Here is a 12,173-nt window from a genome sequence, read left to right on the forward strand (position 1 = left end):
ACCTCTATTCTGGTGGGTGCTGTGTGGGGGGGTGGGGTTTGTGCCCGCGGCCCTCGCCCTGACACGTCGCAGGGTGCGGTGCGTCAGCCGCGACGTCGCGCGAGCCGCAGCGCCACGAGCACCGCCGCGCCGGCGAGCACGACGACGCCCCCCGCGATGCCGAGCACCACGACCAGCTCGGAGGCGTCGCCGCCCCCGTCCTCGGCGGCCGACGCGCCGTCAGCGGTTCCGGAGGACGCCTCGTCCGCGCCCGCGGCCCCGGCCGGGGCGCACGGCGGGGCGTCCGTCGCCGGGGTGGCGGCCTCGGCCCCGGCGGGCGGGTCGTAGGTGAAGGAGAACGCGCCGCTGGTCGGGTGCCCGTCGGCCGACACGATCCGCCAGTCCACCGTGTACTCGCCGCCCTCGCCGAGGGCGACGGGCACCGACACGGTGCGGTCCTGCATCGTCGGGCATCCGGTCGCGTAGTCGGTGCCGTCGGCGTCCGTCACGGTGATCACCGTGCTGGAGCCCTCCGCGGACAGGTCGAGCACGACGTCGTCGAACGTCACGTCGACGGACCCGGGCGGTTCCGTCACCTCGGACCCCGAGGCCGGCGACGTGCCGACGACGACGTTGTGGGCGCTCGCGGGCGCCGCGCCGGCGACCCCCGCGGCCCCGAGGCCGAGGGCGAGGGCGAGCGACCCGGCTGCGGCGAGGGCGCGTCGCGCGCTCATCGCTGCTCGGTGCCGGTGCCGGTGCCGGTGGCGCGGGTCCGCGCCAGGGCGGCGACACCCGTGACGGCGCCGACCAGCCCGAGACCGAGGCCCGCCGCGCCGAGCGCCAGCGGGAGGGTGCCGGAGGCGTCGTCGTCGGCCGCCGCCTCCGTGCCCGCGTCTGTACCCGCGTCTGCGCCGGCGTCGGCGGCCGAGTCCGTGGCGCCGGCTGCCGACGGCGTGCCGTGGCCGCCGTCCTCGGCCGCCGGGAGGACCTGCAGGACGGGTGCCGGGAGGTCGGGCTCCGCGTCGCCGGTCGCCTCCTGGTCCCAGGCGACGACCTCGCCGTCGGAGTACGTCTGCGTGGCGGGCAGGGCGATCTCCTCGACGCCGTCCGGGACAGCACCGGCGGACACGGTGAACCGGAGGAACTCGCCCGGAGCGATGCCGGCGTCGGCGTCGTCGGCGGTCCACTCGATGCTCGCCGGCGCCTCGGTCACGGTGGTGCCGTGCACCTCGACGGGCTCGGGCAGGGGCGCCTGGGTGACCTTCGCCGTCCAGCCCGGCACGGGCTCCACGGACACGCTGGTGAACGGGGTGTCGGTGGGGAGGTCGACCTTCACGGCGGTGGTCGAGGCCTCGGCGGACTCGTTCGGGACCTTGAAGGTGAGGGTGGCGTACGACCCGGCCTCGGCCGCGTCGGGGGTCACGGTCACGTGCGCGGAGGCGGCGGCCGCGCCGAGGACGAGGGCCGGCACGGTGAGGGCGGCGGCGCCGGCGAGGCGGCGCGCGCGGAGGGCAGGGGTGAGGGCAGGGATGGTCCTGGACATGGGTGTGCTGCTCCTGGTGCTCAGGGGTGGTCAGGGGTCGTCGGACGACGAGGGACCCGCCCCCGTCCGACGACGGACCAGGGCAGGGTCAGGCGGCGCGCACGAGGGCGCCCGGGAGCAGCGGGGGGCCTCGTGGCGGGGTGCGCCGGACGGCGCGGGCCCGGAGGGGGTGCCAGGTGCGCCCGACGACGACGGCGGGCTCGCGGACGACGGGCGGCGCCGCCGGGCCCAGCACGAGGACCGCGACGAGCCGCAGCTGGCCCGCGACGTTGACGGCCGCTCGGTCGCCCGCCGCGAGCAGCAGGGCGGTGAGCAGCACCGCGGCAGCGTGCGCGGCGAGCATCCAGGACGTCGTCCCGGGGTCGTCCGCGTGGTGCAGGTGCAGCCCGCCGCCGGTCGCGGGCCCGAGGGAGCCCGGGCCCAGCGCGTGCAGGGCGTGCCCGTCCGGCGCGGCCCCCGGCGTCGAGGGCAGGGTCGTGAGCAGGGTCGCGGGTGAGGCGCCGGTGCCCGCCGCGCCGAGCACGGACAGGGTCGTGTGCTGCACGAGCTGGAGCGCGACCATCGCGGGCAGCAGGCGGGGGAGCGTCAGCCGGCGGCGGGCGGTCCACACCGCGAGCGGTGCCGTGAGCGCCACGACGACGAGCCAGGCGAGGGGTGCCCCGGGGAGCGCGCCGCCGGCCAGGAGGTGGGCGGCGGCCGCGATGCTGAGCGTCGTGCCGGCGACGAGGAGCTCGCGCGCACGACGGACGACCACGGGCACCCCCGCACCCTACCGTGCCGCGAACAGGCCGCGGGCCTGCGGCGCAAGGCCTGGCGAAGTGTCGCGGGACGCCGACACGCGCCGCGGGACGCCGCCCGCCCCCGCGCGGGCCTGGGCTACGGTGGGCGGCACGACACGGGGTGCGTCCCGACCGGTCATCGCCGCGACATCGTCACGACGACGTCGCGACCCGGCCGGCGGGCGCTGAGAACACACCCGTCGAACCTGATCTAGCTCGTACTAGCGAAGGGATGTCGACATGAGTGCGCGTGCACCTGAAGACAGCTCCGCCGGCAGCGCCGGCTCCACCGCCCCTGCTCCCGCGGCCCCGGCGCCGACGAGGGGCAGTCGCCCCCGCGTCCTGGCCGTCGCCGGGTCCGACCCGTCCGGGGGCGCCGGGATCCAGGCGGACCTCAAGTCGATCGCGGCCGCGGGCGGCTACGGGATGGCGGCCGTCACGGCCCTGACCGTGCAGAACACGCGGGGGGTGCGCGACGTGCACGTGCCGCCCGCCGCGTTCCTGGCCGCGCAGCTCGACGCCGTCACCGACGACGTGGCCGTCGACGCCGTGAAGATCGGGATGCTCGCCTCGGCCCCCGTGGCCCACGCCGTGGCCGCCTGGCTCGACGCCCTGCCGCCCGGCGCGACGGGCGCGCGACCCGCCGTCGTCCTGGACCCGGTGATGGTCGCCACGAGCGGGGACCGCCTGCTCGACCCGGCGGCCGAGGACGCCGTGCGGGACCTGCTGTCCCGGGTGGACGTCGTGACGCCGAACCTGCCCGAGCTCGCGGTCCTCGCGCAGGAACCGTCGGCCGCGGACTGGCCCGCCGCGCTCGAGCAGGCGCGACGCCTGGCCTCCCGGCACGGGGTCCTGGTGGTGGCGAAGGGCGGCCACCTGGGCGCCTCGGGGACGGGCGCGACGGGGGCGGGGGCCCCGGACGCGCTCGTCGGGCCGCAGGGCGTGCTGGCGGAGCTCCCCGGGCCGCGCCTGACCAGCACCTCCACCCACGGCACCGGCTGCTCGTTGTCCAGCGGCCTGGCCGCGCGGTACGCGCGCACGAGGGACTGGACCGAGGCGCTGCGCGGCACGAAGGCCTGGCTGACCGCGGCGATCCGGGCGGGGGCGGCCCTGCGCGTCGGCGGCGGGAACGGGCCGGTCGACCACCTGGTGGGGCTGCGCGCCGGCGGCGCGGAGCCGCTCGCGCCGTCCGGTGCGTCCGGTGTGGGCGGGGCATCAAGTCAGGACGGGGCGGAGGACGTCGTCGCCCGCTGGTGGGACGACGCCGCGGGCGTGCGCGCCGCGATCGACGACCTGGCGTTCGTCCGGTCGCTGGGCGACGGGACGCTCGACGCCGACCACTTCCGCACGTACCTGGAGCAGGACGCGCTCTACCTGCGCGACTACGCGCGCTGCCTCGCGCGGGCGAGCGAGCTGGCTCCCACGCGGGCCGAGCAGGCGTTCTGGGCCGGCGGCGCGCACGGCGCGCTGGTGACCGAGCTCGACCTGCACACCCGCTGGCTGGGCGGGGAGCCGCAGGACGTGCCCGCCAGCCCCACGACGGCCGCGTACCTCGACCACCTGCGCGCGGCCGGCGACGACTACGCGACCCTCGTCGCCGCCGTCCTGCCCTGCTACTGGATCTACCAGGACGTGGGGGAGCGGCTGGCCGCCCGCGACCACCCGGGTCACCCGTACGGGGCGTGGCTGGGCACGTACGCGGACGACGCGTTCGCGGACGCGACGCGCGAGGCCGTCGCGATCCTGCGCCGCGCCGCCGCGGCGGCCGACCCGGTCACCCGGGACCGGATGGCGGCGACGTTCCACGCGGCGTGCGAGCACGAGCTGGCGTTCTTCGACCAGACCGGGGCACCCACGGTCGAGCCCACGGTCGGGCGCGTCGCGGTGGGCTGACCCGGTCCACCGCGGCCCGTCCGGGTCCCGCCGTCGTGCGCGACGGCGGGATCCCGCGGCGGTAAGCGGTGTCCCGAGCTCGGGGCGCACCGCATGACCGGGGCAAGTGTGTCGGAGGCGAGTGACAGAATAGGTGTGATGCCCGACACGAAGCGCACTTCGCGCAGCCGCAGCCGAGGCGCCCGCCGCGCCGATCCCTCCGAAAGTCCCAGGAGGAGCACCGCCTCCTCCGCTCCCCGCCGTCCCGTCGCGACCGGCACCCCGCCGGGCCGCGCCGCGGGGCCGCCCGGCCGCACGGGCGCCGCCGCCGCCGGGCCCGCCGTCGCCCCCGCGGGCTCCGAGCTCTCCACGTTCGCGTCGGTGCGCCGGCTCTACCCGTACGTCCGGCCGGCGGTGCCGCGCATGGTCGGCGGGCTCTTCTCCGCGATCGGTGCGAGCCTCGCCGCGCTGGCGATCCCGCGCGTGCTGCAGACCCTGGTCGAGGGCCCGCTCGCCGAGGGTGCCGCCGCCCACGACCTCGGGGCCCTCGTGGTGCCCGTCCTCCTCGTGCTCGTCCTGGGCGTCGCGGAGGCCGGGCTCGTCCTGCTGCGCCGCAACCTCGTGATGTACCCCGGCACGCGGGTCGAGGCCGAGCTGCGGATGGCGCTGTTCCGCCACCTGCAGGACCTGCCCGTCGCGTTCCACGACCGGTGGCCCGGCGGCCAGCTGCTGAGCCGGATCATGGGCGACCTCGGCCTGCTGCGACGCTGGCTGGTCTTCGGCCTCCTGCAGCTCGTCGTCAGCATCGTGACGATCGTCGTCGGGGTGGGCATCCTGCTGGCCACCGCCGGCTGGCTCGGCCTCGTCTACCTCGCGGGCGCGATCCCGGTGACGGTCATCGCGTTCCGCTTCTCGAGGCGGTACCGCGTCATCGCGCGCCTGTCCCAGGACCAGTCGGGCGACCTCGCCACCACCGTCGAGGAGTCCGTGCACGGCATCCGTGTGCTCAAGGCGTTCGGCCGCGGGCGCGACGCCCTCGACTCGTTCACCGACCAGGCGGAGGAGCTGCGCCGCACGGAGATCCGCAAGGCGGGCAACCAGGCCACCGTCACCACGTCGCTGCAGCTCATCCCCGAGGTCACGCTGGCCGTCTGCCTCGTGCTCGGCACGGTGCTCGCCGCCCAGGGTCAGATCACCGTCGGCAGCCTCGTGGCCTTCTTCCTGACGACCGCCGTGATCAACGGCCCCGTGGTCGACCTCGGCATGACCCTGTCGATGACGCTCAACGCCCGCACGGCCGTCGACCGCTTCTTCGAGGTCATGGAGACCCCGAACCCGTTGGCCGACCCCGCCGACCCGGTGGAGGTCGGTCCGGCGCGCGGCCACGTCGAGCTCCGCGACGTCTCGTTCCGGTACGAGGACGCGTCGCGCCCGGTCCTCGAGCACGTCGACCTCGAGCTCCCCGTCGGCACCACGACGGCGCTCGTCGGCCTCACGGGCTCGGGCAAGTCCACCCTCGCGATGGTGGTGCCGCGCATCGTCGACGTCACCGCCGGCCAGGTGCTGCTCGACGGCGTCGACGTGCGGCGCATGCGGCGGCACGACGTGCGTCGTGCGGTCGCGGTCGCGTTCGAGGACCCCACGCTGTTCTCCGCGTCGGTCCGCGACAACGTGCTGCTCGGCGTCCCCGAGGCCGGCCCCGACGCCGTGCCGGAGGAGGAGCGTGAGCGGCGCCTGCACGAGGCGCTCGAGGTGGCGCAGGCGGGCTTCGTCGCCGACCTGCCGCAGGGCGTCGAGACCCGGATCGGGGAGGAGGGCCTGTCCCTGTCCGGCGGGCAGCGGCAGAGACTCGCGCTCGCCCGTGCCATCGCGGCACGACCCGCCGTGCTCGTGCTCGACGACCCGCTGTCCGCGCTCGACGTCGCCACCGAGGAGGCCGTCACCACGCGCCTGCGCGACGTCCTGCACGGCACGACGAGCCTCGTCATCGCGCACCGGCCGTCCACGGTGGCGCTCGCGGACCGCGTCGCCGTGCTCCAGGACGGCCGGATCACGGCCGTGGGCACCCACCGCGACCTGCTCGCCACCGACGCCCACTACCGGCACGTCATCTCCAGCCTGGAGCAGGACTGGGAGGAGTGCGCCGAGCACTCCGACCAGGAGGAACCCGAGCAGGCCCAGAACGAGGAGGTCCAGCGGTGAGCCGCCCCAGCACTCCGGAACCGTCCCGGCCCGCGACGTCCGGGCCGGACCCGGACGACCACCGCCGGCCCACCGACGCGACGGCGGACGACGCCACCCAGCTCGACGCCCAGGCATCCCGCGACGTCAGGTCCCGGTCGCTGCGGCTGCTGGGCGAGCTGCTGCGGCCGCGGCGCGGCGCCCTCGCCCTCGCCGGCCTCCTCGTCGTGGTCTCGACCCTCGGCCAGGTGGCGGGCCCCTGGCTCGTGTCCCTCGCCATCGACTCCGCCGTGCCCGACCTCAGGGACGGCGACGCCGGCACCCTCGTGCTGGTCGGCGCGGCCTACCTGGTCGCCGCGGTCGTGGGCGGCCTGTGCGCCGGCGCCTACGTCCGCCAGGCCGCGCGCATCGCCCAGGGCGTGCTCCTGGACCTGCGCCGCCGCGTCTTCCGGCACACGCAGCTGCTGAGCCTGGAGTTCCACGAGTCGTACACGTCGGGCCGCATCATCAGCCGTCAGACGTCCGACCTCGAGGCGCTGCGCGAGCTGCTCGACGGCGGGCTGACGGGTGTCGTCTCGTCGCTCATGCTCATGGTCTTCACCGGGCTGAGCCTGTTCCTGCTCGACTGGCGCTCGGGCCTCGCGCTCGCGGTGGCGCTCGTGCCGGCCTGGCTGCTCACGCGGTGGTTCCAGAAGCACTCGCAGGTGTTCTACCGCGAGCAGCGCACCACGTCCGCGCGGCTCATCGTGAAGTTCGTCGAGACGATGACCGGCATGCGGGCCGTGCACGCGTTCCGCCGGGAGTCGACCACCGAGGCGGAGTACGGCCGGCTCAGCGAGCAGTACCGCGACGCGAACCTCAACACCATGGGGCTCAACGGCCGCTACCAGCCGGGGCTCGTGCTCATCGGGAACGTGGCCGTCGCGGTCGCGCTCGCGATCGGCGGCTGGCGGGTCTACTCCGGTGGGCTGGACGTCGGCGTGCTGGTGGCGGCCCTGCTGTACGTGAAGCGGTTCTTCCAGCCGATCCAGCAGCTCGGGAACTTCTACAACTCGTTCCAGTCCGCCACGGCGGCGCTCGAGAAGGTGTCCGGTCTGCTGGCGGAGGAGCCGACCGTCGTGGAGCCGCGCCGTCCCGTGGCGCTGCCGCACGCGCGGGGCGCCCTGCGGCTGGACCACGTCACCTTCCGGTACGGGGACGGCCCCGTCGTGCTGCCCGACCTCGACCTCACGCTCCCCGCGGGGCAGACGGTCGCGCTGGTCGGCACGACGGGCGCGGGCAAGTCCACGCTCGCCAAGCTCGTGACCCGGTTCTACGACGCGAGCGAGGGGCGCGTGCTGCTCGACGGCGTCGACGTGCGCGACCTGTCGACGACGGACCTGCGGCGCGCCGTGGTCATGGTGACGCAGGAGGCGTACCTGTTCAGCGGGTCCGTGCGCGAGAACATCGCGCTCGGGCGGCCGGGCGCCCCGCAGGCGGACATCGAGGCCGCCGCACGGGCGGTCGGGGCGCACGAGTTCATCATGGACATGCCCGACGGGTACGACACCGACGTCAACAAGCGCGGCGGCCGCGTCTCGGCGGGGCAGCGGCAGCTGCTGTCGTTCGCGCGGGCGTTCCTCGCCGACCCGGCGGTGCTGGTGCTCGACGAGGCGACGTCGTCGCTCGACATCCCCGGCGAACGGCTGGTGCAGCACGGTCTGCAGACGCTGCTGGCCGACCGCACGGCGATCATCATCGCCCACCGGCTGTCGACCGTCGCGATCGCCGACCGGGTGCTCGTCATGGAGCACGGCCGCGTGATCGAGGACGGCACGCCGGACGAGCTGGCGGCGGGGGACGGGCACTACGCCAAGCTCAACGCGGCCTGGCAGGACTCGCTCGTGTAGTCCCGGGTCCGGCCGAGACCTCGGTGGGGGGACGAGCCGGCCGAGAGGTTCTTCGCGGGGACGCGTTCACGGGCGCCGGGGCGCCCTCCACTTCGGGAGGGATACGTCCCCGCGAAAGAACCTCTCGGCCGCCCCGTCCGCTGTCGGCTCACGGCCGTGTGCGAGCGTCCTTCGGCCAGGTAGTTCCGAACGTGCCGAGGTAGTTCCGAACGTGCCGAGGTAGCTCGGCGCATGTCGAGGTGGTGCGGCGGGACCAGGGAGTGCAGGGGAGCTCAGCCGTCGTCGCCGGAGAGGGAGGATGCCGCGCGTGTGCGCGGCGGCCTGGGCTTCACGACCGCCCGGGGCGCGACAGGAGGGCGAGGTTCACCGGGTCGACGATCGTCTCGAGCTCGTCCCGCACCCACCAGTCGCCCGTCCGGCGCCGTTCGTCCGGCGTCGTGTACCGGTAGCGGAACAGGCGCATCCGCACCCACCGCGGCCGGGCGCCGTCGAACGGGTCGTCGCGCAGGAGGCGGAGCGTCGCCGGGTCCGCCTCGAGCAGGCGCCGGCACAGCACCGGGAGCCACGGCACGGGCGCGCCGAGCGGCACGAACCACAGCACCCAGTCCAGCCGCAGGTGGTACGGCGCGACCTGCGGCGGGCGGCGGTGGACGTCGCCGGGCTTGCCGCGGAACCCGTACTCGCGCCAGTCGTCGGGCCCGGGAATGGCGGCGAGCGTGCCCTCGACGATCACCTCGTCGCGCCTGCGCGTCACGCTGCCGAACGCGCCGTACGCGTTGACGAGGCGCAGCGGCTCGAAGCTCGCGTTCATCTTCTGGTGCCGCGACACGAGGTTGAGCGCCGGCCGTACCGAGAGCACCACGAGGAGCGCGACGACGAGCGACACGGTCACGAGGTAGCCGAGCGGCACGCCGGGCGTGCCGGCGGCCGCCGGGGCGACGCCCCCGAGGTCACCGGGCAGGGCGCCCAGCAGGGCGCGCCACACGCCGTCGGACACCATGGCCGCGCCGAGCACGATCGCCGCCCAGTTCAGCCAGGCGAAGTTGCCGGTCAGCACCAGCCAGCCCTGGGTCAGGACGACGACGCCGCCCGCGACGCTCGGCAGCGGCTGCGGCAGCCACAGCAGCCACGGCACGAGCAGCTGCGTGACGTGGTTGCCGACCACCTCCGTACGGTGCCACCAGCGCGGCAGGTGGTGGGCGTGCCAGCTGAACGGGCCGGGCATCGGCTGAGTCTCGTGGTGGACGTCGAGGGCGGTGAGGTTGCGCCACGCCGGGTCGCCGCGCCACTTGATGAGCCCCGCGCCCAGCTCGAGCCGGAACAGCAGCCAGCGGGCGGCGAGCACGAGCAGGAACGGCACGGGCACGGCGGGGGAGCCGAACCAGGCGGCCAGGAACGCCAGCTCGCACAGCAGCGTCTCCCAGCCGAACGCGTAGAACCGCTGGCCCACGGACACGATGGAGAGATAGCCCGCCCACAGCGCCAGGAGGACGACGGTCGTGACCCACCACGGCCCGGTCTGCGGCAGGCCCGCCACCACGGCGGCGCCCCCCGCGGTCCCGAGCACGCCCACCGCGACCAGCAGCCGGTCGGAGTAGTGCAGGTGGAACAGCGACGGCGCGTCGCGGAACCGCACCCGCGCCGTGAACCGTCGCACGGGCAGCAGCCCGCGGTCGCCGAGGAGGGGGCGGAACTGCCCCAGGGCCTGGAGGAAGGCCAGGCACAGCAGCGCGCCGACGCCGCGCTGCAGCACCTCGCGGGCGACGTCGTAGTCGGCGGTGGCCCACCAGCCGCTGAGCTGGTCCGGCTGCCACGCCAGCTGCCCGGGCACGCCTCCACGCTAGTCGCGGGCGGCGTCGCCCGCCTCGACCAGGCGCTGCACGAGAGCGCGCGCCGCCGGGGTCGGCGCGCCGACGGTGAGCGCGAGCACCTCGCGGGTGGCGCCGGGCAGCGGCTGCGCCACGACGTCGGGGTTGCGATGCGCGCGCAGGCAGAGTGACGGCAGCAGGCTCACCCCGGCGCCGGACGCGACGAGCGCCTGCACGGCCACGTAGTCGTCCGTCTCGAACGCGATGCGCGGGTCGAAGCCTGCGGTGGCGCAGCGCGCGACCAGGTCGGCGCGGCACCGCTCGCACCCCGCGATCCAGGCCGCGTCACGCAGGTCGGCCAGCGGCGGCGGGCCGTCCTGGGAGCCGCCGGTCCCGTCCGCCGCCCGGCGGACCAGGGTGATCGGCTCGGAGTGCACCTCCGTGACCTCGAAGCGCGAGAGGTCCATGGCCGGGCGGGCGTGCGGGGCGTCGGTGTGCCGGAAGACGAGGGCCACGTCGACGTCGCCGGCCTGGAGCGCCGCGACGGCCTCGGGCGGCTCGGCCTCGACCAGCCCGACGCCGAGCCCGGGGTGCGCGGCCCGCAGGCCCGCGACGGCGGCGGGCACCAGGGTGGCGAGGGCGGAGGGGAACGCGGCGAGGCGGGCGCGGCCGGCGCGGAGGCCGACCAGGGCGTCGAGCTCGCGCCGGGCGCCCTCGACGCGGCCGAGGATCTCCTCCGCGCGGGCGGCGAGCAGGCGGCCCGCCTCGGTGAGGCGGACGCCGCGGCCCGCGCGCTGCAGCAGGGCGATCCCCGCCTCGGCCTCGAGGCGGGCCAGGTGGTGGCTCACCGACGGCTGGGCGTAGTGCAGCTCGCGAGCCGCCGCCGTCACCGACCCGGTGCGCGCGACGGCGGCCAGGACGCGCAGGCGCGTGAGGTCCAGGTGGGGCGGGGGAGCGGGCTCGACGGACACGACGCCAGCCTACGGCCAATCATCGGCCGTATCGATGGCGAGCAGTCGGAACAGGCATTGGACCTATCGGTCGGCGGGCGGCGATCCTGCTGTGATGACGACGACGACCCCGCAGCCCGCTCCCGAGGTGCCCGCGCCTCCGACGATGCGCGACGTGCTGGCCGCCGCCCGGCGGATCGAGGGGCTCGTGGTCCGCACGCCGGCGCTGTCGCACCCGGAGCTGGACCGCGCCGCCGCGGCGGCGGGCGCCACCGGCGCGAGCCTCGTCGTCAAGCACGAGAACCTGCAGCACACGGGCGCGTTCAAGGTGCGTGGGGCGCTGAACCTCCTGCTCGGGTTCGACGACGAGGCGCGCCGGCGAGGCATCGTCGCCTACTCGACCGGCAACCACGCCCAGGCGCTCGCTCACGCCGCCCGCCGCACCGGCACCGGGTGCACGATCGTCATGCCCGAGGGCCCGAACCCGCTCAAGGAGCAGGCCGTGCGCGACCTCGGCGCCGACGTCGTGCTGCACGGGGCGACGTTCGACGACGCCCGGGCCCGCGCCGGCGAGGTGGCCGGCGACAGCGGGGCGCGCCTCGTGGGCGCGGCGAACGAGCCGGTCCTCGTCGCCGGCGTGGCCACCGCGACGCTCGAGCTCCTGGAGCAGGCGCCCGACCTCGAGGTGCTCGTCGTCCCGGTGGGCGGGGGGTCCGGCGCCGCGGCCGCCTGTCTCGTCGCGGCCGCGCTCGCCCCCGGGCTGCGGGTGGTGGCCGTGCAGGCCGCGGCGTCCCCGGCCGCCCACGACTCCTGGCGCGCGGGCGAGCTGCGGACCGCCGCCAACGCGACGCGCGCGGAGGGGCTCGCCGTCGGGTGCGGCTTCGCGCTCACCCAGGCCGTGCTGCGCGAGCGGCTGGCGGACTTCCTGCTCGTCGACGACGACGCGATCGCCGCCGCCCAGCGGCTCTACCTCACCGGCGCGCGCACCGTCGCCGAGGGCGCCGGCGCCGCGGCCCTCGCGGCCGTCCTCACGCACCCCGCCGCGTTCGCCGGCCGCCGCGTGGGCGTCGTCTGCTCCGGGGGCAACGCGAGCGAGGCGGAGCTCCGCCGCGCCCTCGCGGCCTGATCCGCCCGCCGCGCCGCGGGGCGTTCGTCGGGTGGCGCGGCACGGG

9 protein-coding genes and 1 riboswitch are annotated in these 12,173 nt (G+C 76.2%); of the genes, 4 read left to right on the forward strand and 5 right to left on the reverse strand.

The features are described 5' to 3' along the window. Positions 1 to 83: 83 nt before the first annotated feature. The 3 genes from ACFQ80_RS02845 to ACFQ80_RS02855 form a co-directional block, all read right to left on the reverse strand. Positions 84 to 713 (reverse strand): copper resistance protein CopC, encoded by a 630-nt coding sequence (locus ACFQ80_RS02845; protein ID WP_430551942.1) that lies wholly within the window; start codon positions 711 to 713, stop codon positions 84 to 86. Continuing rightward, positions 710 to 1,522, reverse strand: a complete 813-nt coding sequence (locus ACFQ80_RS02850) for a YcnI family protein (RefSeq protein ID WP_430562472.1) — start codon at positions 1,520 to 1,522, stop codon at positions 710 to 712. The genes ACFQ80_RS02845 and ACFQ80_RS02850 overlap by 4 nt, the downstream gene beginning before the upstream one ends. Before the next feature lie 88 nt (positions 1,523 to 1,610). Further along, on the reverse strand, positions 1,611 to 2,282 hold the full coding sequence (locus ACFQ80_RS02855; RefSeq protein ID WP_430562473.1) for a hypothetical protein: 672 nt from the start codon (positions 2,280 to 2,282) through the stop codon (positions 1,611 to 1,613). Positions 2,283 to 2,408: 126 nt separating this feature from the next. Next, positions 2,409 to 2,551: riboswitch (TPP riboswitch) on the forward strand. Between ACFQ80_RS02855 and ACFQ80_RS02860 the strand changes: the two genes are divergently transcribed. The 3 genes from ACFQ80_RS02860 to ACFQ80_RS02870 all read left to right on the forward strand — a co-directional run bounded on the left by ACFQ80_RS02860 (position 2,542) and on the right by ACFQ80_RS02870 (position 8,243). Continuing rightward, entirely contained in the window at positions 2,542 to 4,194 is a 1,653-nt protein-coding gene (locus ACFQ80_RS02860; RefSeq protein WP_430562474.1) for a bifunctional hydroxymethylpyrimidine kinase/phosphomethylpyrimidine kinase, read from the forward strand. Its footprint overlaps the riboswitch before it by 10 nt. 402 nt (positions 4,195 to 4,596) lie before the next feature. Further along, positions 4,597 to 6,375 (forward strand): ABC transporter ATP-binding protein, encoded by a 1,779-nt coding sequence (locus tag ACFQ80_RS02865; RefSeq protein WP_430562530.1) that lies wholly within the window; start codon positions 4,597 to 4,599, stop codon positions 6,373 to 6,375. Next, a complete protein-coding gene (locus ACFQ80_RS02870) occupies positions 6,372 to 8,243 on the forward strand; it encodes an ABC transporter ATP-binding protein (RefSeq protein ID WP_430562475.1) in 1,872 nt (623 codons plus the stop codon). The genes ACFQ80_RS02865 and ACFQ80_RS02870 overlap by 4 nt, the downstream gene beginning before the upstream one ends. 328 nt (positions 8,244 to 8,571) lie before the next feature. Here ACFQ80_RS02870 and ACFQ80_RS02875 read toward each other — a convergent pair whose 3' ends face one another. Both ACFQ80_RS02875 and ACFQ80_RS02880 read right to left on the reverse strand, forming a co-directional pair. After that, positions 8,572 to 10,074 (reverse strand): lipase maturation factor family protein, encoded by a 1,503-nt coding sequence (locus tag ACFQ80_RS02875; RefSeq protein WP_430562476.1) that lies wholly within the window; start codon positions 10,072 to 10,074, stop codon positions 8,572 to 8,574. Between the two features lie 9 nt (positions 10,075 to 10,083). Continuing rightward, the gene (locus ACFQ80_RS02880; protein WP_430551936.1) at positions 10,084 to 11,022 is read right to left on the reverse strand and encodes a LysR family transcriptional regulator; all 939 of its coding nucleotides are present in this window, start codon (positions 11,020 to 11,022) and stop codon (positions 10,084 to 10,086) included. A 94-nt stretch (positions 11,023 to 11,116) separates the two neighbouring features. On the opposite strand from ACFQ80_RS02880, the gene ACFQ80_RS02885 reads away from it, so the two are divergent. Continuing rightward, positions 11,117 to 12,127: a threonine/serine dehydratase gene (locus ACFQ80_RS02885; RefSeq protein ID WP_430551935.1), complete on the forward strand. Its 1,011-nt coding sequence runs from the start codon at positions 11,117 to 11,119 to the stop codon at positions 12,125 to 12,127. The last annotated feature ends 46 nt before the right edge of the window (positions 12,128 to 12,173 follow it).

It is taken from the genome of Isoptericola sp. NPDC056578 (genome assembly GCF_042793275.1).
In the GTDB taxonomy this organism is placed as follows: domain Bacteria; phylum Actinomycetota; class Actinomycetes; order Actinomycetales; family Cellulomonadaceae; genus Isoptericola.